Annotated in this window: 21 protein-coding genes; 7 read left to right on the top strand and 14 right to left on the bottom strand. The window is 72.3% G+C overall.

The annotated features are described in order from the left end of the window. Positions 1–46: 46 nt before the first annotated feature. The 5 genes from DQ392_RS21815 to DQ392_RS21795 all read right to left on the bottom strand — a co-directional run bounded on the left by DQ392_RS21815 (position 47) and on the right by DQ392_RS21795 (position 7,133). Positions 47–292 carry a hypothetical protein gene (locus DQ392_RS21815; RefSeq protein ID WP_114017380.1) on the bottom strand — a complete coding sequence of 82 codons (246 nt, stop codon included), beginning with the start codon at positions 290–292 and terminating at the stop codon, positions 47–49. Positions 293–386: 94 nt separating this feature from the next. Next, entirely contained in the window at positions 387–3,005 is a 2,619-nt protein-coding gene (locus tag DQ392_RS21810; RefSeq protein ID WP_281273024.1) for a helix-turn-helix transcriptional regulator, read from the bottom strand. 1,477 nt (positions 3,006–4,482) lie between these two features. Beyond that, positions 4,483–4,818 carry a YnfA family protein gene (locus DQ392_RS21805; protein WP_114017378.1) on the bottom strand — a complete coding sequence of 112 codons (336 nt, stop codon included), beginning with the start codon at positions 4,816–4,818 and terminating at the stop codon, positions 4,483–4,485. Between the two features lie 87 nt (positions 4,819–4,905). Then, complete coding sequence (locus tag DQ392_RS21800; RefSeq protein ID WP_114017377.1) at positions 4,906–5,415, bottom strand: GNAT family N-acetyltransferase; 510 nt, start codon at positions 5,413–5,415, stop codon at positions 4,906–4,908. 218 nt (positions 5,416–5,633) lie between these two features. Then, a complete protein-coding gene (locus DQ392_RS21795) occupies positions 5,634–7,133 on the bottom strand; it encodes a SulP family inorganic anion transporter (RefSeq protein WP_114017376.1) in 1,500 nt (499 codons plus the stop codon). A 440-nt stretch (positions 7,134–7,573) separates the two neighbouring features. On the opposite strand from DQ392_RS21795, the gene DQ392_RS21790 reads away from it, so the two are divergent. Continuing rightward, a complete protein-coding gene (locus DQ392_RS21790; RefSeq protein WP_114017375.1) occupies positions 7,574–7,993 on the top strand; it encodes a MerR family transcriptional regulator in 420 nt (139 codons plus the stop codon). 92 nt (positions 7,994–8,085) lie between these two features. Here DQ392_RS21790 and crcB (DQ392_RS21785) read toward each other — a convergent pair whose 3' ends face one another. The 3 genes from crcB (DQ392_RS21785) to DQ392_RS21775 form a co-directional block, all read right to left on the bottom strand. Next, entirely contained in the window at positions 8,086–8,460 is a 375-nt protein-coding gene (gene crcB / locus DQ392_RS21785) for a fluoride efflux transporter CrcB (protein ID WP_114017374.1), read from the bottom strand. A gap of 49 nt (positions 8,461–8,509) precedes the next feature. After that, entirely contained in the window at positions 8,510–9,004 is a 495-nt protein-coding gene (gene crcB, locus DQ392_RS21780) for a fluoride efflux transporter CrcB (protein WP_114017373.1), read from the bottom strand. Positions 9,005–9,199: 195 nt separating this feature from the next. After that, positions 9,200–9,859, bottom strand: coding sequence for a cysteine hydrolase family protein (locus tag DQ392_RS21775; protein WP_114017372.1), 660 nt, complete (start codon positions 9,857–9,859; stop codon positions 9,200–9,202). A 139-nt stretch (positions 9,860–9,998) separates the two neighbouring features. On the opposite strand from DQ392_RS21775, the gene DQ392_RS21770 reads away from it, so the two are divergent. After that, positions 9,999–10,475 (top strand): pyridoxamine 5'-phosphate oxidase family protein, encoded by a 477-nt coding sequence (locus tag DQ392_RS21770; protein ID WP_114017371.1) that lies wholly within the window; start codon positions 9,999–10,001, stop codon positions 10,473–10,475. Here DQ392_RS21770 and DQ392_RS21765 read toward each other — a convergent pair. Beyond that, positions 10,466–11,797, bottom strand: a complete 1,332-nt coding sequence (locus tag DQ392_RS21765; protein ID WP_220182652.1) for an aminotransferase class I/II-fold pyridoxal phosphate-dependent enzyme — start codon at positions 11,795–11,797, stop codon at positions 10,466–10,468. The genes DQ392_RS21770 and DQ392_RS21765 overlap by 10 nt on opposite strands. A gap of 35 nt (positions 11,798–11,832) precedes the next feature. Between DQ392_RS21765 and DQ392_RS21760 the strand changes: the two genes are divergently transcribed. Then, the gene (locus DQ392_RS21760; protein WP_114017369.1) at positions 11,833–12,519 is read left to right on the top strand and encodes a pyridoxamine 5'-phosphate oxidase family protein; all 687 of its coding nucleotides are present in this window, start codon (positions 11,833–11,835) and stop codon (positions 12,517–12,519) included. Here the strand turns inward: DQ392_RS21760 and DQ392_RS21755 are convergent. The 3 genes from DQ392_RS21755 to DQ392_RS21745 form a co-directional block, all read right to left on the bottom strand. Then, the gene (locus tag DQ392_RS21755) at positions 12,506–13,537 is read right to left on the bottom strand and encodes an EamA family transporter (RefSeq protein WP_114017368.1); all 1,032 of its coding nucleotides are present in this window, start codon (positions 13,535–13,537) and stop codon (positions 12,506–12,508) included. The genes DQ392_RS21760 and DQ392_RS21755 overlap by 14 nt on opposite strands. Positions 13,538–13,577: 40 nt before the next feature. Further along, positions 13,578–14,117: a Clp protease N-terminal domain-containing protein gene (locus tag DQ392_RS21750; RefSeq protein WP_114017367.1), complete on the bottom strand. Its 540-nt coding sequence runs from the start codon at positions 14,115–14,117 to the stop codon at positions 13,578–13,580. A 122-nt stretch (positions 14,118–14,239) separates the two neighbouring features. After that, positions 14,240–14,932 carry a helix-turn-helix transcriptional regulator gene (locus DQ392_RS21745; protein WP_181856528.1) on the bottom strand — a complete coding sequence of 231 codons (693 nt, stop codon included), beginning with the start codon at positions 14,930–14,932 and terminating at the stop codon, positions 14,240–14,242. Positions 14,933–15,074: 142 nt separating this feature from the next. Here DQ392_RS21745 and DQ392_RS21740 point away from each other — a divergent pair, with 142 nt between their 5' ends. Next, on the top strand, positions 15,075–15,926 hold the full coding sequence (locus DQ392_RS21740; protein WP_114017366.1) for a PhzF family phenazine biosynthesis protein: 852 nt from the start codon (positions 15,075–15,077) through the stop codon (positions 15,924–15,926). 22 nt (positions 15,927–15,948) lie between these two features. Here DQ392_RS21740 and DQ392_RS21735 read toward each other — a convergent pair whose 3' ends face one another. Beyond that, positions 15,949–16,764 carry a CPBP family intramembrane glutamic endopeptidase gene (locus DQ392_RS21735; RefSeq protein WP_245981758.1) on the bottom strand — a complete coding sequence of 272 codons (816 nt, stop codon included), beginning with the start codon at positions 16,762–16,764 and terminating at the stop codon, positions 15,949–15,951. Positions 16,765–16,952: 188 nt separating this feature from the next. Between DQ392_RS21735 and DQ392_RS21730 the strand changes: the two genes are divergently transcribed. Further along, positions 16,953–18,803, top strand: coding sequence for a substrate-binding domain-containing protein (locus DQ392_RS21730; RefSeq protein WP_114017364.1), 1,851 nt, complete (start codon positions 16,953–16,955; stop codon positions 18,801–18,803). A 22-nt stretch (positions 18,804–18,825) separates the two neighbouring features. Here the strand turns inward: DQ392_RS21730 and DQ392_RS21725 are convergent, their stop codons facing one another. Further along, positions 18,826–20,322 (bottom strand): glutamate-cysteine ligase family protein, encoded by a 1,497-nt coding sequence (locus DQ392_RS21725; RefSeq protein WP_114017363.1) that lies wholly within the window; start codon positions 20,320–20,322, stop codon positions 18,826–18,828. 507 nt (positions 20,323–20,829) lie between these two features. Here DQ392_RS21725 and DQ392_RS21720 point away from each other — a divergent pair. Both DQ392_RS21720 and DQ392_RS21715 read left to right on the top strand, forming a co-directional pair. Next, on the top strand, positions 20,830–21,528 hold the full coding sequence (locus DQ392_RS21720) for a hypothetical protein (RefSeq protein ID WP_114017362.1): 699 nt from the start codon (positions 20,830–20,832) through the stop codon (positions 21,526–21,528). Positions 21,529–21,826: 298 nt separating this feature from the next. After that, positions 21,827–22,030 (top strand): DUF5999 family protein, encoded by a 204-nt coding sequence (locus DQ392_RS21715; protein ID WP_114017361.1) that lies wholly within the window; start codon positions 21,827–21,829, stop codon positions 22,028–22,030. Positions 22,031–22,062 lie beyond the last annotated feature (32 nt).

Here is a 22,062-nt window from a genome sequence, read left to right as displayed (position 1 = left end):
CGCTCTTCGGTGGTCGTTCGACTAGTGCGTCGGTGCGCGAGGCGAGTCAGCTCCGCAGCGGCACCTCGTCGAGCTTCCGCGCGTCCTCGGGCAGGAGCTCGTCCAGCACGACGACGTCACGGGCACGGTGCGCGGGCGACAGCGGCTCGCGTACCCGTACCCGCGTGTCCTCGATGGTCAGTGGCGTGCCGGTGTGCAGGACGACCGGGCCGCTCCTCGTCGTGGTCTCACGTCCGCGCGCACTTCCCCGCTGTCGGAGAACCCGGCTGCACTGGTTTCGTCTTCTCCTCACCCATGATGCTGGCAGCGGAACAGGGGGGACACCCCAACGGGCCCCAGACTGTGGACCCCTGCCGACAGCTGTGCGGTCCGCTGCCGAGCGCGGTTCAGTGCACCGACGCGGTGTCCACGGTGTAGATGTCGAGATTCGCCGGCAGGTGGCGCCTGCCACCGATGTGCAGCTTGCGGTAGACGTTCGTGAGGTGCTGTTCGACGGTGCTGACCGTGACGTACAGCAGCTTGGAGATCTCCCGGTTGGTGTACTTCAGCGCCGCGAGAGCGGCGACGCGCCGCTCCGACTCGCTCAGCCGCGCGTTGACCGCGTCGATCGCCTCCGCCGGGCCCGCCGCGTCGGACTCGGTGACCCGCAGTGTGGGCGAGAGATGCTTGATGTCCTCGAGCAACAAGTCGGCACCGCACTCGGTGGCGAGGTTGACTGCCTGCTGACTTATCACCTCGGCCAGCGGGTCGTCGACCGCCTGCAATGCCTCGCCGAGCTTCCCCAGCGTCCTGGCCAGCTCGACCCTGTCGCCCGAGCCGCGCAGCTCGTTGACCGCCTGCTGGAGCAGCACCGCACGCGTCTTCGGGGCGCTGGTCGCCGCGCGCAGCCGCAGCGTGATGCCGCGGATCCACGGACGGCGGGCGTCCGGCGTGGACAGCTGTTGCAGCACGAGCCGGTCGACGGCCTGCGTCTCGCCCATCCGGCACAGCACCTCGGCCGCCTCGGTCCGCCACGGAAGAATGACCGGCCGGTCCAGGTCCCAGCGCCGCATGATGCGTCCGGCCTCGAAGAAGTCCCCCAGCGCGGCGTGGAGTTGGTTGGTGGCCGCGAGATACCTGCCACGGGCCCGCAGGTAACTCAGCCCGTGGATGCTGTCGAACAGCTTGGCGGGGGTGGGCTGGTCGATCTCCGCGGCGGCTCCGACGAAGTCCCGCATCTCCGTACGGGCACAGATCAGCGTGGCGACCGCGCTGTGGACGAACGCGCAGTTGCGCCGGTCCCTGACCAGCCCGAGCACCTGCACGGCGTGCTGCTCCGCCGCACGCAGGTCACCGAGTCGCAGCAGCGCGTGGGCGAGTGTGGAGGTGAACGCGCACTGCCATCCGCGCGCGTCGCACAGCGTCGCTTTTTCCAGCAGGTCCCGGCTCCACCTGACCGCGCGTTCCGGAGCGTCGGAGTGGGTGAGCGCCGTGACGGCCTCCAGTATCGAGGACAGCGTCGCCCCCTCCAGCGAGGTGGACTCCAGGAACTTCTCCATGTCGGCGACGCTGGCGTCGGACACGGCGAACTGGGGTGACTCCACCATCACCCGCAGCGGTGAGGCGTCGCCGTCGGGCTCGCTGTGCTCCGAGAGCCCGCCGAAGGCCCGGTTGCGGAGCTCGACGGCGTCGGTGATCCGCCCCTGGGCGACGAGCAGCCGGGCCAGCGGCCACACGCTCTGCCCGCTCGCGTTCGAGGCGCTGAGCGCGTCGAAGGCGTCGCTGAGGTGCTGCTCCGACAGCGTCGGATCGACGCGCCAGGTGATCGCGGCGAGCCTCGTCTCGATCTCGGCGCGGCGCACCTGGTCGACGCACGCGGCATGCGCGTGTTCGAGCAGCCTGATGGCCTGCTCGATGTCGTCGCAGGCCATCGCCTCTTCCGCGGCGGAGTAGAAGACCTCGGCCACCCACGGCTCCGCGGGGCCGACCTGTCCGGTCTGGTCCACCAGGAACGACGCGATCAGGTGCTCGGCGACCTGTCGTGTCGTCCCGCCGGCCGCGTGGAGCAGTTCGGCGCTGCGGCGGTGCAGCGCGGCCAACTCGCCGCGGGTCAGGTTGTCCAGCACCGCGGTCCTTCCGGCGGCGTGCCGGAACGTGGTGCCGTCCACGACACCGGACGCGGCCAACGCGGCGGCTCCCAGCGACGCGGCCGATGTGGTGATCAGGAGCAGCTCCGCGATCCGTGCCGACGAGGCGTGTTCGCCGAGCACCGCTATGGCGCCCGCCAGCCGCAGGCCGTCGCGGCTGCTGCGGCGGGCACACGTGACCACGGCCTGGGCGAAGGGCCCGCCGATCGCCGGGACACACGTGACCGCGTTGCGGTGCTCGGCGATCAACGCTTTGAGCAGCAGCGGATTACCCCCACTCGCCTGCTCCAGCTCCACCGCCCGGCCCGCGAGGCCCGGGTGGCCGCCGACCATCCGCTCGACCTGGTCGCTGCGCAGCAGGGACAGCCTGATGTGCCGGACGTTCCGCATCCGCAGGAACTCCGTGCTCAGGTCGGTGTCCAGCAGCGCGAAGTGGTTCGTCTGGCTGAGCAGGACCAGCACCGGCGCCGTCCTGCTGAGCCGGATCAGCTGCCGGAAGCTCTCCAGCGAGGCCGCGTCCGCGTAGTGCAGATCGTCGACGCAGCACACGACCGGCGTGCCGCCGCCGGCCTCGATCAGGTCCGACCACACCACACCGGGCGCGTCGACAGCTGCGGCACCTTCCGCGGGAAGGGCCGGTACGGACGCGGCGCTTCCCGACAGGCGGCGCAGCGTGCTGAAGGGGGTGCCGCGGTCCGTCTCGAACGCGGAAACACTCACCACGGTCGCCCCCTGTGCCGCGGCACGTTCGGCGAAGGTGGCGATCAGTTCGGTCTTGCCACACCCTGCGGGGCCCTCGATCAGGGCGACTTGTCCGGTGCCCTCGGAAACCGCCCCCATAGCGGATTCGAGCTCTGCGAGATCTGCCTTCTGGTCCACTAACAACGTTTCCCCCGTTTTTTCAAGGGGGCGTGCGATTCTCCGCGGGCTGCCAAGCGCTCAACTGGAAGACACAGGACGTCACATAAACTTTTTACCAAGATTTTTCAATGTGCCTGCACCCCAGCGCCCCCACAGTTGCACACCCCGCCCCTGAACTCCATACGTGTCTACACCACCTAAGATGAACCGTCAAAGATGCCAGGTTGACAGCAAAGCGGAAACTCGTATTCAGGTTGTGTGGGCGCTTCCGGTTGACGCACCACGGACGCCGCGGACGCGGCACACGCAAGGAGGCGGACCGACTCACGACCGGCGGCGATGGGGAAATGGTGACGGTTCGTGGCGACCGACCGCCCCCGACGCGGCCGGCCTCCTCCTGAGATCGTCAAGGCGCCGCCGATCGGCGTCCGGTCCGTGCGGCGGCGGCGAGTCCGGGCCGAAGGCAACCCGCGGGCCCGCCGGTCGTGCGGCCCGCTCCGGCCGCCGCGGCTTACGCCACATCCAGTGTCGGAACAGACCACCGACGGCTGCTTCGAGGCACCGCCCTGACGATCAACCCCTGCTTCTGAGACACGACATCACACGTCCCTTCTCAGGTAGCCGGTGTACCGCGATTGAACTAGTGACGTCGTAGGGGGCGCAGGCCGCGACTCGGCGCGGCATCAGGTGGGCGGGCGGCATGTGCAGGTGGCGGGGTGACGGCCGGGGTGCCCTGGCCGCCCACGGGCGTTCCCTCCGATCAGCAGGGGCCGCAACCGCCACCACCCTCCCGGCAGGGCCGCCCGCCTATCACGAAATACGCACACGGCAACCCCGCTTCCGAGTTGACGCCCCTACGGCACCGACAACCACACGACGGCTTCCGTGGCCATCGATGCCCCGGAACTTCCGAATCCGGCCTTCCTCACACCTTCGAGAACCGACCCACACCTCGGTGCACAGGCCGGCTCCGCCTCTCTGCCGTGACGCCGACGACGGAGCCGCTGAGCCTTCGCACGGGCGGACGTGGCAGGCGGTGGGCGGCGGATCCGGAAGAGTGGCGAAGCGCTCAGGAACGCACGGAGCCGGGCCCCGTCCTGGCTTTGCCCACCCAGCAGGCCGGCACGACACAGGGGTTCGCGGCGGCAAATATCGAAGACTCCTCCTCACCGGAGAAGGGGGCATTCACCAGCCGAACTAGGGGGCGAATATCTTCGGTTAACGCATTTCGAATACCGCTGATGCGTGGGGGGTCGCGAGGTGAACAGGAACTCCGCTTTCGCAAGGCAGAGCGTGCTCCGTGGTCAAGCCGTTCTCCTCGTGTATTTCAGCCGTTCTCCTCGCGTGTTGCATTACCCAAAGGTCATTCCACGCGCCCTTGCGCCCCAGCGCGGAAGCGTCGCGCCCCATGCCTGGTCCTCGGCCGTCAAGGAGTCCGAAAGGGCGCCGTCGCACCCTCGGTAAGGCGGCGCACCGTCGGTAAGGCGGCGCACCGTCAACGGCCGCGCGGCGCGTACATGATGAGGGCCATCCCCGCGAGGCACACGAGGGCACCGATGACGTCGAAGCGGTCGGGCCGGTATCCGTCGGCGACCATGCCCCAGGCGAGCGACCCGGCCACGAAGATCCCCCCGTAGGCGGCGAGGATGCGCCCGAAGTCGGCGTCGGGCTGGAGGGTCGCCACGAAGCCGTAGAGGCCGAGCGCGACGACGCCGGCACCGATCCACACCCAGCCCTTGTGCTCACGGACGCCCTGCCAGACCAGCCAGGCACCCCCGATCTCGAACAGGGCGGCCACGGCGAACAGGGCGACTGAACGGGCAACGAGCACAGCGGCAGGGTTCCTTTCCGGGGGAAACACGTCCGGGAAGACACCTCCGGGAACACCTTCCGGGGACGCGCGGTGGGTGACGTCGGATCAGGCGACGACCGGGCTGCGGCGTTCGACGAGGACGACATCGCGCCAGCGTCCGCGGTGGCGGCCCATGCGCTCCCGGGTGCCGACGACCCGGAAACCGGCGCGCCGATGGACGGCGAGGCTTGCGGTGTTCTCCGGGAAGATGCCGGACTGGACGGTCCAGATCCCGGCCCCCTCCGTGGAGTTGACCAGCGCTTCGAGCAGCGCGGAGGCGATGCCACGGCCGCGGGCGGCCGCACCGACGTAGACGGAGTGCTCGACCACGCCGGCGTACGCGCGGCGGTCGGAGACCGTCGTCGCGGCGACCCAGCCGAGCACGGAGGCGTCCTCGTCCAGCGCGACGAAGCGGTGCCCGGGCAGCTTCGCCGCATCGAACTCCCGCCAGGCCGGTGCCACCGTCTCGAACGTGGCGTCGCCCTCGTCGATACCGGCCTGGTAGATGGCCAGTACCTCCTCGGCGTGCGCGCCGGTCAGCGGGGCGATGCGCACCGCCGGGCTCGTCTTGGACATGCCCCCATTCTGGCCTCGGCCAAAGCAGCCGGTCACGGCGGGCGTCGGCGCGCCGTGCGGGTCGGCCCGCGCACCGCCCGGCGCCGGGAGAGCACCGCTTCCCCGCCGCATGTCGCGCGACCGTGACCTCGCACACTCCCGGAAGTTCCGGCCGTGTCGGTCGGTGGCTGTCGCCCCCGAACCGACCTGTATCAGTGATCGCCCCGAACGGACCTGTGTCAGTGGCTGTCGGTCAGTCCTGCCAGACGGCGGCGCATGTCGGCGCTGGGCGCGTTCAGGCCGATAAGGGTGACCTTCTTCCCGCGCTCCGCGTACTTGGTCTCCACCGCGTCCAGCGCGGCCACGGAAGAGGCGTCCCAGATGTGGGCGTCGGAGAAGTCGATGACGACGTCGTCAGGGTCACCCCTGTAGTCGAACTGGTGGATGAGGTCGTTGGAGGAGGCGAAGAACAACTCGCCGGTGACGGCGTAGACGACCTGCTCACCCTCCGGGTCGACCACGCCTGAGACCTCGGCGAGGTGGGCGACGCGCTTGGCGAAGATCACCATGGCGGTGACCGAGCCGACGACGACGCCGATGGCGAGGTTCCCGGTGGCGACCACGACGATCACGGTGATCGCCATGACCGCGATCTCCCCCACCGGCATCCGCCTGAGCGTCTTCGGCCGGACGGAGTGCCAGTCGAAGGTACCGACCGAGACCAGGATCATCACGGCGACGAGGGCGGCCATGGGGATGTCGGAGACGACGGGGCCGAAGACGATGCACAGCACGAGCAGGAAGGCGCCGGCAAGGAAGGTGGACAGGCGCGTGCGGGATCCGGCCGTCTTTACGTTGATCATGGTCTGGCCGATCATGGCGCAGCCGCCCATGCCGCCGAAGAAGCCCGTGACGATGTTGGCGACGCCCTGTCCGATCGACTCGCGGGTCTTGTCCGAGTGCGTGTCGGTGATGTCGTCGACCAGCTTGGCCGTCATCAGCGACTCCATGAGCCCGACCAGCGCGAACGCGAGTGCGTAGGGGGCGATGACGGTCAGCGTGTGCAGCGTGAACGGCACGTCGGGGATGCCGGGGACCGGCAGGGAGCTGGGGAGCTTGCCCTTGTCGCCCACGGTGGGAACGGCGATGCCGGCGGCGATCGTGACGAGGGTGAGGGTGACGATCGAGACCAGCGGCGCCGGGATCACCGTGGTCAGCCTCGGAAAGAGGATCATCAGCCCCAGGCCCCCGGCGATCAGCGGGTAGACCGGCCACGGCACGTCGCTCATCTCCGGCACCTGCGCCATGAAGATCATGATGGCCAGCGCGTTGACGAACCCCACCATGACGCTGCGGGGGACGAAGCGCATCAGCTTGGCGACGCCGAGCGAGCCGAGTAGCACTTGGAAGGCGCCGCCGAGGAGGACGGTGGCGATCAGATAGCCGAGCCCGTACTCCTGGTTGAGCGGTGCCACGACGAGGGCGACCGCTCCCGTCGCCGCGGAGATCATGGCCTTGCGGCCGCCGACGAAGGAGATCACCACGGCCATGGTGCAGGCCGCGTACAGGCCGACCTTCGGATCGACCCCTGCGATGATCGAGAAGGAGATCGCCTCCGGGATGAGCGCGAGGGCGACCACCAGGCCCCCCAGCACCTCGGTGCGCAGCACCTGGCCGGACGCCAGCCATTCGGGCTTGGACAGGCGCAGCTTGGCGGCTGCGGACAGCGGTGAGGACATGCGACCGTTTCTGCTCGGGCGTGACGTCCGTGCCGCGGACGCACACGCGTCGTATGTGCCGACGCACACGCGTCGTACTGGCTCCGCAAGGGAGGAAACCGACTCGGCGGGCCCGCCTGGGCGGGGGCCTCACCGGGCCATCGCGGCAACCGGGCGGTTGCCGATCGGGCATCATTGCCCACGGGACTCGGCGCCGCCGGGCCCGGCCCGGGCTCGCCACGGCGCGAACGCCTCCACGGCGCACTCGGCGGCGGGGGCGAACGTGTGGACACTCTACCCTGACGTGAGGGCAGGGTTCGAGCCGGGAGGATCGGGGCCGAGGGCCGCACCTGGCCGTACGGCCGCCCGGCTCACGGAGACCGTGCCCCGCGGCACGGTTCCACCACGGATTCGACCACGGTTCCACGGCCAGGCGGCTGAAAGAAGGAGAAGACAGGGCGATGGGTGAGCGGCGGATGCAGATCGGTGAGGTCGCCGAGAGGACCGGTTTGTCGCTGCGCACCATCCGTCACTACGAGGAGGTCGCCCTCGTCATCCCGTCGGCCCGGAGCAAGGGCGGCTTCCGGCTCTATACGGAGGGCGACGTGGAGCGCCTGATGGTGATCCGGCGGATGAAGCCGCTGGGTTTCTCCCTGGAGGAGATGCGGGACTTGCTGAAGATCACCGACAGGATCGCCGACACCCGTGATCCGGCCACGGGCGGGGAGCGCGAACGCCTGCGGGAGCGCCTCGACTCGTTCCGCAAGGTCGCCGACGCCCGGTGCGAGACACTGCGGGCCCGGCTGGAGATGGCCCAGGACTTCGCCGCCACCCTGCGCCGCCGCCTCGACGCCGACGCCGACGCCGACAACCGCGGCTGAACCGGATTCGCGGACGCCGCAGAGGCACGCAACTCTACCGTTGCGTAAGAGTTTCCGAGCGTGCGGACTCATGCCCCCATGGCATGGCGGCCTCACCCCCACATGGCATGGGCGAGGGCGGCTCCGGTGAGGGCCGCTCCGAGACCGGCAGCGATGCCGACAGCGACGTTGGCGGCGGCGAAGAACCGGTCCCCGTTCTCCGCGAGGCGCAGGGTCTCGTAGGAGAAGGTGGAGTAGGTGGTGAGCGCTCCGCACAGCCCGGTGCCCAGGAGCAGTCGGGTCTGCGTGGAGGCCGCCCCGGCGGTGGCGGCGCCGGTGATCAGGCCCATGAGCAGGCTCCCCGCGACGTTGACGGTGAAGGTGCCCCAGGGGAAGACGGTGTCGTGCCGGGACTGCACCGCGCGGTCCGTCAGATACCGCAGAGGTGCGCCGGCCATCGCCCCGACGATCACGAGCAGCCAGTTCACCGCGGACCTCCCCTTCGTGGTCGGGCGACCGGACCGCGGGCCGCGCGCCTCACCGCTGCCCCCACGCGAGGACCCGTCGCGTCAGCGCCGCCGCCGCCCACACGGCTGCCAGGGCCCCGGCCGCCGTGAGCCCGAGATAGGCGAGGGCCGTGCGGGGGCTGCCCTCCTCGACGAGGCGCTGGATGTCGGTGGCGTAGGTGGAGAACGTCGTGAAGCCGCCGAGTACGCCGGTGCCGAAGAACGGCCGCACGAGCCGGTGGGCTGTCCACAGCTCCGTGAGGACGACCATGAACAGGCCGATGATCGCGCAGCCGGTGACGTTGACCAGCAGCGTCGTCCACGGGAAGGTCCCGGCCTGTGTCGGCCACAGCAGGGAGGCTCCGTAGCGGGCGGCGGCCCCGATTCCGCCGCCGAGGGAGACGGCGGCCACGACGGGGGCGTGTCGCCGGCGCAGCTCGTCGCGCTGGGCGGGGACGTGCAGGTCGACATCGGGGTCGACGGGTTCGTGCGGCACGGGGTCCGGGGCTCGGCCGTGTTCGGCCATCTGTCCTCTCCTACTCGTCGGGCACGCCTGGGCAGGCGGGCGTGCGCGTGCGCAAGTAGGGACCGTTGGCGGCGCCCTCGCCGCGGTTCGGTTACGGCGGGCCCCACCGCCGTCGCGGCGGCCGGAGACCACCGCTGGGGCCAGGGTACCGTCCCGGTCCGGCACTCTCCCGTCCGGCCGGGGCCTTCGCAGTGATCACGGGGGCGGGTCCGTGACGCCGGTGGACGCGGGGTCCCAGCAGTCGCGGACCGCGTCCGCCGTGGTGACCGTCGCGACGAGGGCGAGGGTGTGCCTGACCATGGCGGGCGTGTAGTCGGCGGGTACGCCCGCGATGGCGTCGGCGGGGACCACGGCGGTGTAGCCGAGGTTGACGGCGTCGAAGACCGCGTTGGGCACGGCGACGTTCGCCGAGACGCCTGTGACGACGAGTGTCCGGATCCCCAGGTTCCGCAGTAGTGCGTCGGCCTCCGTGCCCGCGAGCGGCGAGAGGCCGTGCAGCCGCCGCACCACCAGGTCACGCTCGGTGACGGGGATGGGTTCGGCGACCTGGACGGCGGGTGAGCCGGGCTCCTGCCGCACGGGGAGCCGCTCGGCGGCGCGGAAGAGCCGTGCGTTGTGGCTGGAGCCCCGCCCGTCCGGGCGCCGCTCTGCGATCGCGTGCAGCACCTGTACTCCGGCACCGTGTGCGGCGCGGGCGAGCTGTGCGACGCGTCGCAGCGCCCCCGAGTCCCGTGCGTTCTCGGCGAGTTCGGGCAGTGCGCTGTCCTCGCCGACGACGCCGCGCTGGCATTCGACGGTGAGCAGGGCTGTGGTGGCGGGGGCGAGCTGGGCGGCGAGCCGCTCGTTCGGGGGCATGCGGAAGCTCCCCTCTCCTGGTGGAAGTGGACGCAGGGTAGGAAGCATTGCGTCGAACGGGAAGAGCCCGCATGATTTTACTGACAGGTAGTCAGTTGTCTCGGGTCACGCAGCCGGGCGTACGGAAGGGCGGAACCGCATGGCCGTCACGGAGCAGCGGCGGGGGCGCCGGATCATGATGACGCCCGGGGAGCTCGACGCCTTTCTGCGGGACCGGCGCACCTGCCGGGCAGCGACGGTGGGGACGGACGGCGCCCCGCACGTGGGCGCACTGTGGTTCGTGTGGGACGGCGCCTCGCTGTGGCTCTACTCGCTCACCCGCAGCCGCCGCTGGGCGCAGTTGCTGCGGGACCCGCGGATCGCGGTGGTGGTGGACGACGGTGAGGAGTACGGGGAGCTGCGCGGAGCCGAGCTGACGGGGCGGGTGGAGTTCGTCGGGGAGGCGCCCCGCACCGGGGAGCGCTGCCCGCAACTGGCCGAGGCGGAGCGCCTGTTCCCGGCCAAGTACTTCGGTTCGGCCGGGATGCCGCACGACGGACGGCACGCCTGGCTGCGGCTCACGCCCGAGAAGGTCGCCTCCTGGGACTTTCGCAAGCTCGCGCCCGCTCAGTCGTAGCGCCCCGCCCCCTCGGTGCGCAGGGCCGCTGCCATGTCGCCGGCGAGACGGTCGATACAGGCCATGGTCAGCGGTGAGACGGTCAGCCGCACGCCCGGCGGGGACGCCAGCCGGAAGCGTGCGCCTGGCGCTGCCGCCCAGCCCGCCTGGAGCAGCCGCGCCACGGTGCCCGTCTCGTCCCGCACGGGCACCCAGACGTTCATGCCGCTGCGCCCCCGCGCCGCCACGCCCCGCTCCGCGAGCGCGTCGACCAGGGCCGTACGCCGCGCGCCGTACGAGCCGGCCACCCGGGCGGCGTCGACGGCCGTTGACTGCCACAGGTGAGCGACGGCGCGCTGGAGGAGGTGGCTGACCCAGCCGGGGCCGAGCCGCTGCCTGCCGCGCACCCGGTCGACGGTGAGCCGGTCCCCGGTCAGGACGGCCAGCCGCAGGTCGGGGCCGTAGGCCTTGGCGACGGAGCGGACCAGGGCCCAGTGCCGGGTGGCGCCCGACAGCGGATGCAGCGGCAGGTCGACGATGCCGTGTCCGTGGTCGTCCTCGATCAGCAGCGTCCCCTCCCGAGCCGCCAGCACGGCGCGCAGTTCGCGGGCGCGGGCGGCGGTCACGGCGGCGCCCGTCGGGTTCTGCGCGCGGCCGGTGACGACGACCGCGCGCGCCCCCTGCTCCAGGGCTCGTTCCAGCTCGCCGGGGAGCGGGCCCTCGTCGTCCAGCGCGACGGGCAGCGGGCGCAGCCCGAGGGCGGGGATCAGGTCGAGGAGGCTGCCCCAGCCGGGGTCCTCCACGGCGACGGGGTCACCGGGGCGCAGGTGGGCTCCCAGCACCCGCTCGATCGCGTCGAGGGAGCCCGAGGTCACCGCGAGCGGCCCCGCGGGGACGCCGTCGGCGTCGAGTGCGGCGCGGGCGAGTGCGGCGAGAGCGGGGTCGGCGTCCGGGGCACCGTAGAGGACGGGGGCGCGGGCGGCGGTGTCGGTGGAGGCCGCCAGCGCGGGGCCCAGCGGGGGCAGGAGCGCCGGGTCGGGGTTGCCGGTGGAGATGTCGAGGCCGCCTTCGGGGGGTGTGACCCGGACGGATTCGCGGGGCGCGGTGGCGGGCCGTTCCCGCACGCGGCTCCCCCGCCGCCCCGCCGTCTCGATGACGCCACGCTCGCGCAGCGTGCGGTACGCGGCGGCCACCGTGTTGGGGTTGACGCCCAGTTCCGACGCCAGCTCGCGCATCGGCGGCAGCGGGTCACCGGGGGCGAGGGCTCCGCCGCCGACGCCGCTCTCGACGCTGGCCGCGATCTCCGCTGCGCCACGCCCTTCGATCCTGTAATCTCCTAGCACAAAAAACATTATGCACTAGTGCAAAAGGAGATGCCATGGCGAGCCCGCTGCCCGACGAGACGACTGTCCGCACGCCCTACGCGCGCACGTCCCGCACCACCGGCACCAGGGCGCGGGAGCGGATGTCCTACGACCGGGAGTCGGTGCACGGCATCCTCGACGCCGGCTACCTGTGCCACCTCGCCTTCGTCCGCGAGGGCCGGCCCGTCGTCCTGCCGACGCTGTACGCACGCGTGGGCGAGCACCTCTACGTGCACGGCTCCACCGGATCGCGGCCGCTGCGTGAGGCGGGACGCTCCACGTCGGGGATGCCGGTGTGCGTGACGGTCACGCACGTGGACGGGCTGGTGCTGGCCAAGTCGGCGTTCCACCACTCGATCAACTACCGCTCGGTGGTGGCGCACGGGGACGCGTACGAGGTCACCGACCACAAGGAGCGGCTGCGCGCGCTGGACGCGGTCGTGGACAACGTCGTGCACGGGCGCGCGGACGACTCCCGCAGGGCCGATCCGAAGGAGCTGGCGGCGACCGCCGTGCTCCGGCTGGCCCTCGACGAGGTCTCGGCCAAGGTGCGCGCGGGCGGCCCCGACGACGACCCGGAGGACCTGGACCTGCCGTACTGGACCGGGGTGGTGCCGGTCTCCCCCGCCTACGGCGCCCCCATACCGGCCGACCACCTCAATCCGGGGACCCCCGTGCCCGGCTACCTCACCTTGCGCTGACGTCCCGGTCCGCCTCGGGGGCCCCGGCGGATCCGGCGACCGGGGCCCCCGAAGCCGTGGCACCCGGCTGCGGTCCGGGGGTGGAGCGCTGCGCGATGAACGCGCCCACCAGCACGAGGGCACCGCCCGCCAGCTGGACGGCGGTCAGGTGCTCGCCCAGCAGCACCCAGGCCAGCACCGTCGCGATGACCGCCTCGAGGCAGGCGACCACGCCCGCGACCGGCGGCGAGAGCAGCCGCACCGACACGACCCCGGTGACGTAAGCGGTCGCGGTGGCCACCAGCACGATCCAGGCCAGCAGCACCAGCCCGCTGACGTCGGTGCCGTCCATCGCGGCGCTACGGGACAGAACCGCCCAGTCGGTGTTCCACGGCCGGGCGATCACCGTCAGCGCGAGCGCCCCGATGAGCAGGCCGTAGGCGATGACCCCGAGCGGGTCGGCGGGCCGCCGGGCGGTTTCCCCCTCCTCGGCGGTACTGCCGTGGTCGGAGAGGACGAAGTACCCGACCTGGCAGCACGCGGCCCCCAGCGCGAGCAGCAGTCCGAGCCCGTCCAGCCGCAGCCCCGCCCACACCTCGACCACGCAGCTGAGGCCGCCGACGGCCAGGACCATGCCCACGGCGGCGGCCCGCGTCACCGGGCGGCGCTGCACGAACCTGACCCACAGCAGCACGAGCGCGGGCGCCAGGTACTCGATCAGCAGCGCCACGCCGACGGGGATGCGGGAGAGCGCCGTGAAGTAGAAGGCCTGCACGCCTGCGACGGCGAGCAGCCCGAAGCCCAGCAGCAGCCAGGGGCGCTCCCGCACCAGCGACCTGTGCCGCCAGGCGAGCGGCAGCAGCACCACGGCCGCGCCCGCCGCCCGTAGCCAGGTGACGTGCAGCGGCTCCAGACCGGCCTCGATCAGCGGCTTGGCCGCGACGCCTGAGCTGCCGAAGGAGCAGGCGGAGACGAGCGCGAGAAGCAGTCCCGTGGTGCGGGCCCGTGAGGCGTCCGGGGACGAGGAGGTGGCGTGCATGAGCACATCATGTCAACGCCCGTCAGGAGTGTCACCCCTGTCACTCCTGACGAGATCCGACGCCCAGTCGCCCCGCCAGCCGCGCCACGTCCACCCCGGCACGGCGCAGCACCTCCACTCCGCGGCACTCCTGGTCGGCCACCACGCCGGCGAACAGGTCGAGGCCCTCCGCCTCCTCCCGCCCCCGGCGCCGGGCACGCTCACCGGCGAGTTCCAGGGCCGCCCGCGCGCTGGGGGACCACCCCGGGACACCGCCGGGCTGCTCGGAGACGGCGGGGACGGCGCCCGAGTCCTCCAGGGTGCTCTGCCAGCGCAGTCCGTAGCCGATGCTGCGCTGGACGAGGTAGCCGAGGAGCTTGCCGACCTGGGGGCTGCCGCCGTCCAGCAGATCCCACGTGGAGCTGTCCGACTCCAGCAGGCTGTGCAGCAGGTGCGCCGTGTCGATCTGCCGGTCACCGTCCCGCGCGGCCCTGCGGCGCGCGGTCGCCATCATGGCCGCCAACGCGTCGCTGACCTGCGGATCGACGGCGTCGTCGGCCTCCGCTGCGGTCTGACGGCTGGACGGTGTAGGACTGTGCACACAACCACCACATCACACGCACCTGTGCCGCTTCATCGGCGCCCCGTGGCATATGCCCGTCCCCCAGGGGGTGGGCATGGTGTCGGGCGCCTCCTCCTCGGGGAGGAGACGCCCGACACCCTTCAGTCCTCCTCCGCCAGGATCAGATAGAGGCTCTTCCTGGCGTCGTTGACGACCCGCAGCGCCTTCTCCCGCTGCTCGGGCGTGCCGGTCGCCCACACCTGCTGGAAGGCGGCCGTCAGCCCGCCCGCCGCCGTACGGACCTCGTGCAGGGCCTCCCAGTCGGCCCCGCGTCCCGCGTCCTCCCAGGGCGCCTCCGCGCCGGCCTCGGCCTCGGAGGTGCCCGCCTCGGTGAGTGAGAAGTGCTTCTTGCCCCCCTCGCTCTCGCTGCTGATCAGCCCCTCGTCCTCCAGCAGCTGGAGGGTCGGGTAGACGGAGCCCGGGCTGGGCTTCCAGGCGCCGCCACTGCGCTCGGCGATCTCCTGGATCATCTCGTAGCCGTGCATGGGGCGCTCCTTGAGCAGCGCGAGGATCGAGGCGCGCACGTCGCCGCGCCGGGCGCGGCCGCGGGGGCCGCCGCGGCCGCGCGGCCCGCGCCCGCCGAAGGGGCCGCCCCCGCCGAACGGCGGCCCGAAGGGACCGAAGGCCGCGCGCCCCTGACCCCGCCGGTCCCCGCCGCCGTGCGGGCCGCAGGGGCGCCCGGCCTCGGGGCCGTCGACGCCGTACCCCGGCCCGGGGCCGTACCTCCGGGGGCCGTGCTCCATGTCGTGGCGCTTACCGCGCTCCTTGCCGTATTCCATTCCGAAGGGATACATCGCTGACTCCTCTCAGATACGTCTTGAACTAGTCGCGATGCCTCAACGATATATCGGAAACCATCGGATGACAAGTCCCTCCGGGCCACCTGCCGCCGACTGGCCGTGTGCCGGCCCACTCGGCCCCCGTACCGTCCCGGCCATGAGAATCCGCACCGTCGACGCCTTCACCGCACGCGCCTACGCCGGCAACCCCGCAGCGGTCGTCCTGCTGGACGGCGAAGCACCCCGCTCTTTCCCGCCCGACGCGAGCCTCCAGGCGGTCGCCGCCGAGATGAACCTGGCCGAGACCGCCTTCGCCCACCCGCTGGCCGAAGACCGCGGAGCCGACTGGGCGCTGCGCTGGTTCACGCCGACGACGGAGGTGGACATGTGCGGGCACGCGACACTGGCGACCGCGCACCTGCTCGCGGAGGACGGCGTACTGCCCGAAGGCGGGCGCGTCCGGTTCCGCACGCGCAGCGGAGTACTCAGCGCCTCCCGGGAACCGGACTCCACACTCACCCTGGACTTCCCCACCGCCACGCTGACGGAGGTGCCCGTGCCGGACGGCGCCGGGGAGGCGTTCGGCGCGCCCGTGGTGGCCGCGTGGGACACCGGCGGCCTGGGGATGCTCGTCCTGGAGATCGCCGACGAGGCGACACTGCGCGGGCTGACGCCCGACCTCGCGGCCGTGACCGCGCTGCCCAGCCCCGCGGTGCTCCTGACGGCCGCCGCGACGCCGCCCGCGCGCGAGGCCGCACAAGGGGCCCCGTACGACTTCGTCTCGCGGATGTTCGCGCCCGCACAGGGCATCCCCGAGGACCCGGTCACCGGCAGCGCCCACACCGCGCTCGCCCCGCTGTGGTCGCAGCGCCTCGGACGCGGGGAACTGACCGGGTTTCAGATCTCCCGGCGCACCGGCTACGTGCGCACCACGCTGCGGGGCGCGCGCACGCTGCTGGGCGGCAGCGCCGTCACCGTGCTGGACGCCACCCTGCACGCCCCGCTGTGACCCGGCGCGCCCACAGGGCCGCTCACGGGGTGGGCAGCCAGTCGACCCTCCCCGCGAGGAGCGCGTAGCCGACGAAGGCCACGATGTCGATCAGCGCGTGGGCGGCGACGAGCGGCCCCACCCGCCGCCACCTGAGATAGAGGAGACCGAAGACCACGCCCATCGCCAGGTTTCCGAGGAACCCTCCGATGCCCTGGTAGAGGTGGTACGAGCCGCGCAGCACCGCGCCGGCCGCGAGCGCCGCCACGGGCGGCCAGCCCAACTGGCCCAGCCTGCGCAGCAGATAGCCGACGACGATGACCTCCTCCAGCACCGAGTTCTGCACGGCGGAGGCGATCAGCACCGGGTACTTCCACCACACGTCGGGCAGCGACTCGGGCTCCACGGTGAGGTTGAAGCCGTTCGCCTGCGCCAGCAGGTAGAAGCCGATGCCGCAGCCGCCGATCCCGGCGGCCACCGCGGCGCCCCACCCCAGGTCGAACCCCGGCCTGCGCCGGTCGAGACCCAGCGCCCGGAGCCCGCCCGCCCCCTCCCGGGTGAGCAGGTGCGCCACCAGGGCCACAGGCACCAGCGCGGTGGCGATGCCGAACAGCTGCCACGCCAGGTCGAGCCAGGGCCGTCCGGGCGCCTGCGACGAGTTGAGCCGCGCCGCCTGGTCGCCCAGTCCGCCCGGCTGCGTCAGCGCACCGACGAAGCTGATCAGCGAGGAGATGCCGCTGGCCCCCAGCGAGAGCGCCAGGACGAGCAGCACCTCCGTACGGAGCGTGCGCCGCCGGGCTCCCTCTTCGGGGAAGGCCGCCGCGGTGGGCGGCGGGTTGTCGGGCGCCTGTCCGCGCACACGAACCTCCTGTTGCATATGCCGTCTTGGCCTCGGTCGGGCGATCACGCCTCATCCACCCCGTCACCACGCTATGGTCACGGCAGCAGGTACAGGATCGTGCGCGGCGACCGGGGGGACGAGCGCCGACGGGGTGTGCCGCGCTCCCCCACCGGCGCCGGATGGCTTCCGGGAGGGGCGATCACGCCATGCCACGACACAGCTTGCCCGACGACTCCGGTGCGCACGGGCCGCGGGGGCCCTACACCGCGGAGCGGCCCGGACACGCGGGCACCCGTACGCGGCACGGCACACGCGGGCGCGCACGCCGGCGCACCGTGTTCTGCGCCGTGGGGCTGGTCGTCGCGCTGGGGGCGGGAGCCGTCGTCGCCACGCGCACCGGAGTGCTCCCCTTCGGCGGTGCGTGCGACGGGTCGACGGTGGAGCTGCGCGTGGCCGCCGCGCCCGCGATCGCCCCCGCCCTCAGGGCCGTCGCCGACCGGGCGCGTGAGGAGAACGCCAGATCGGACGGGCAGTGCCTGGACGTCCACGTCGGCGAGCGTACCGGCGCCGAGATGGCGGCCGTGCTGAGAAGAGGCGGCGGGAAAGCGGCGGAGGACTTCGACGTCTGGCTGCCGGACTCGCGGATATGGACGGACCGCGCGTCCTCCTCCTCGGGCAAGGACACCGGCCTGCGCCCGCTGGGGAGCGTCGCCACTTCACCGCTGGCCCTGGCCGCCGTCCCCGCGGCGGCCGAGGAGATGGGGTGGCCCGGCAAGACCTACTCGTGGGCGCAGCTGGCCGCCGCGGCGAGCGGCGAGGGCGACTTGCGCGTCGGCACCGCCGATCCGGCCCGCAGCGCGACAGGGCTGCTGGCCCTCACCCGGATCCAGAGCGCGACGGCCGAACAGGGCGCTGACACCTCCCGGACGGCGGCCGCCGCGGCCGCCCGACAGCTCGCCGAGCGCACCGCGCCCGGCGACTCGCAGGTCCTGGCGACCCTGCCGCACGACACCTCCGGCGCCGAATTGGGCAATCCGCGGCGCAACCAGGCTCTTCTCCTGTCCGAGCAGGCCGCCTACGCCCACAACAGGAAGCGGGGCGGCGCGCCGGGGCTGCGGCTGTTCTACCCCGGCTCCACGAAGGACGGCTCCACCGTCCTGGACTATCCGTACACGCTGCTTCAGACCGGCGAGCGCGACACCGCGACCAGTCGGGCCGCCACCCGGTTCCAGACCCTCCTCGGCGGCGCCGAGGGCCGCCGGGAGCTTCGGCGGCACGGCTTCAGGGCGCCGGACGGCGAGGCCGCCGGGGGCGTGGCGCGCACCGCCGGGGCCCGCGCCCCCCAGCCCTACACGGCCACGCCGGGCGAGCCGCCCGCACCCGAGGACGTGCGCACGGCGCTGGGCATGTGGACGATCACCGTGCAGAGCGCCCGCTTCACCCTGGTGGTCGACGCCTCGGCCTCGATGGCCGCGCCCGTGCCCGGCCGCCCCGGACAGTCCCGGATGGATGTCACCAAGGCGTCGCTGCTGCGGGGGCTGACCCGGTTCACACCGCGGGACGAGGTGGGACTGTGGGAGTTCTCCACCCGGCTGGCCGGGGACAGGGACTACCGCGAGCTCGTGCCGCCGCGCCGGCTCGGCCACGAGGACGGCGACGGGGTGACCCAGCGGTCCCGGCTGACCAAGGCGTTCGGGGGCATGGAGCCCATCCCCGGCGGCGCGACCGGGCTCTACGACACGACCCTGGCCGCCTACGAGCAGGCACGCAAGCAGTACGCGAAGGGCAGGTTCAACGCGCTCGTCGTCCTGACCGACGGCGCCAACGAGGACCCGGGCAGCATCTCCCGCGCCGAACTGGTGGCCGAGCTGGAGCAGTTGAGCGACGGCAAGGCGCCGGTACCGCTCATCGCCATCGCCGTGGGCCCCGACGCCGACGAGAAGGCCGCCGAGGAACTCGCGAAGGCGACCGGCGGCTCCGCCCACCAGGTCAGTGACCCGGCCCAGATCCATCAGGTGATCCTCAAGGCGATCGTGGAGGCGGGCAGCCGCGGCTGACCCGCTCCACCAGCCCTCGACGTCAGAGTCCGCCGTCCCACGTGTGGACGGCCGCGCCGTCGGCGGCCCGGTCGCAGTAGGCACGGGTGACCGCGGCCAGCGCCTTGTCCCGGTCGAGCCCCGACTCCAGCGCGCTGCGGTAGGCGGACGCCTGCCAGGAGGCGCCGTTGACCCCGCGCCGGCACCGCTCCTCGATCACCGTCAGGCAGCGGTCGCGGTCCGCGGGCTCCACGCCCCAGGCGTCGAGTCCGGCGGCGGCGAGCGGCAGCAGCTCCTCGCGCACCAGCCGGGTGGCGGGCCGCCGCACCAGTCCCGAGCCCCGCCCCGAGCGCGGCCACCACAGCTGGGCCTCGATGCCGTGCCGGCAGGCGGCGTCGAAGTTGCGCTCCGCGTACGCGAACGGCATGCGGTTCCACACCGGCCGGGGATCGTCGGCCAGCGCCCGCACCAGCCCGTAGTAGAACGCGGTGTTGGCGAGCACGTCGGTCACCGTCGGACCCGCGGGCAGCACCCGGTTCTCCACCCGCAGGTGCGGCGCCCCGTCCATGACGCCGTAGACCGGGCGGTTCCAGCGGTAGACGGTGCCGTTGTGCAGGGTCAGCTCCGGCAGCGAGGGCACACCGCCGGCGGCGAGCACCCGCTGCGGGTCCTCCTCGTCGCGCAGGGGCAGCAGGGCGGGGAAGTAGCGGACGTTCTCCTCGAACAGGTCGTACGCCGAGGAGATCCAGCGCTCGCCGAACCAGGTGCGAGGGCGCACACCCTGTACCCGCAGCTCCGGTGACCGGGTGTCGGTCGCCTGGAGGAAGAGGGGGATCCGCGACTCGCGCCACAGCTCGTGCCCGAACAGGAAGGGCGAGTTGGCCCCCATGGCAATCTGCGCCCCGGCGATGGCCTGGGCCGCGTTCCACACGTCGGCGAACCGCCCGGGCGTCACCTGCAGATGCAGCTGCACGGAGGTGCAGGCGGACTCGGGCGCTATCGACTCGGAGGTGGTCGTCAGGTGCTCGACCCCCTCGATGTCGAGGGTGATCTCCTCGCCTCTGGCCGCCATGATCTGGTCGTTGAGCAGCCGGTAGCGGTCCACGTCGGTGAGGTTGGCCACCGTCAGGTCGCCGGGTGTGAGGGTCGGCAGGGTTCCGATCATCACAATGCGCGCCTCGGCCTCGCGGGCCTGGCGGTCCGCGTAGGCGAGGCCGGTCCGCAGTTCCTCGGCGAGCTGGTCGAGAACGCGACCCGAGAGCGCGTGCGGCACGATATTCACTTCGAGGTTGAACTGTCCCAGCTCGGTCTGGAAATCGGAGCTCGCGATCCGCTGGAGAACCTCGGCATTCACCATGAGCGGCTGGCCCTGGGCGTCCGCGAGATTCAGCTCGATCTCCAATCCCATCAGGTTCCTGGGCCGGTCGAACCTCTTCTCTTCCAGTAGCTGCCCCAGCCCCTCCAGGCACTTGTGCAGCTTCTGCCGGTACCGCCGCCGGTCGGACAGGTCGAACCTGTCGGCGACGACCTTCTCTCCCATCGGGGGCTTCCTCCCTGCTCGCGGCTAGCGCCGGGATATCTTTGGGGCGTACGTGGCCGAGCGTGCACCGATAATGCCCTGCCTGGCCGTGGATAACGCCTGCCGGGGCTGACCGGGCGGGTAAGTGCCGCTAGGCTGGCGCATGTCGGACGGCACATTCCTTCGGCATACGGCGGCGTCCCAGCCCAACGGCATCTCCTTGTGAGAAACACCGACCACAACAGGCCGACCGCGTTTCCTCCCGCGCCCGAGGTCATACACGTTCACCCGTCGTCAGCGCAGGTGAAAAGGGCGGCGATTCGGCCGGTTATCCCCTTTCGGTAAACACCGGCGTACGTTAGCGGAAACCTCTCTCGAACACATCTCGTATAAACTGCACGAACGAGGCAGAGACTTGGCGACCCGACCCGCCGTCGACCCCTCCCGCCGCGCTCGCGGCCCCTTCGCGCCGACATCGCCGTCGCGCCCCCGCCAGCACCGTGTGTCTCCCGAGAGAGGCGACCCGCCATGCCGCTGCACGTATCCGAGGCCCCTGCCCCAGCCCTGCGCAGTGTCCTGACCGCCCTCGGCTCGCCGACGGCCGTCAGAGGCACCCGCGCCCCCGCGACCCTGCGCGCGGCCCAGGGCCATCTGCGTCCCGAACTCCCGCTGCCCGCTTACGAGATGGCGCGCGTGGCGCCGAGCACCGACGAGCGGGCGCACGCGCGCGCCGGTCACGCGGCCCCCGGCCCCCTCACCCGTCTGACCGGCTGGCGTTTCCTGCTGCGCGACGAGACGAGCGATGCCGCCGGTCCGCACGGCGCCGCCCACGCCGGCACCGCCGAGGCCGTCCTGACCGCGGACGGCTGGGCCTTCGGGCAGTTCCGGCAGGGCCCCTACGTGCTGTCCACGGTACGGGCGATGCGCCAGGCCGAAGCGCTGCCGACGCCCTACCAGCCGCGGCTGCTGTCCGTTCCCGAGCTGTACATGCTCACCCTGTGGCTGCACCACGACACCTCCGCCGACCCCGCCGAGGGCGAGCCCGAAGCGGCCGACCTGCTGATTCCACTGGCCCCCGCGCCGCCCGGTATCGCCGCCCACACGGCGCACCGCGTCGACGCGCTGCTGCCCGTGCTGACCCGCCGGCTGGTCACGGCCCCCGCCGCGAGCGCCCGTTCGGAGATCTCCGGCGCAAAGACGGCCCCTCTGCTGCGCACCTCCGCCTGACAGCCGTCCCCGCCGGTGGAAGCGTGTGACCACGCGGCCCGCCTCTCGTGCCCCGGACGTACTAGTGCCTCCCGGCGGTCTCAACCCCCCGCAGGTACCGAATCGTTGGACGCAACCGCCCGCACGGGTGACGCGTCTGAGCGGTTGGGTACGTGCTGACGCGAAATCCCTGCGGATTCGTGCCGGCGGCGGAACACTGTGAGATGGACCGGAACGGACCACGGTTTACGGGGGAACGGCCATGCAGAGCAAGCGCCGCAGGACAGACGCCATCACACGACGGAAGACGACAGCGACAATGTGCCAGCACCAGCCACTGTGCCCGACAGCCGACTCCGCCGACCGGGAGGCCGCGCACCCCGTGGCCTACCACCCCGAGCAGGGCTGGAGCCTGCTCTGCAACGGGGTCCTCCTCTTCGAGGACACCGGCGAGCTGCTGCCGGACGGCCAGATCATCGCGCCGCACCGGCCACTCCGCACCCGGCACGTGACGGCCGCCTGAGGGCCGCGCCCGGCAACGGGCACGTGTCAGGC

The organism is Streptomyces reniochalinae (assembly GCF_003323735.1).
GTDB lineage: Bacteria > Actinomycetota > Actinomycetes > Streptomycetales > Streptomycetaceae > Streptomyces > Streptomyces reniochalinae.
Note: the sequence above shows the minus strand (reverse complement) of the source record. Positions and strands in the feature narration are given on the sequence as shown.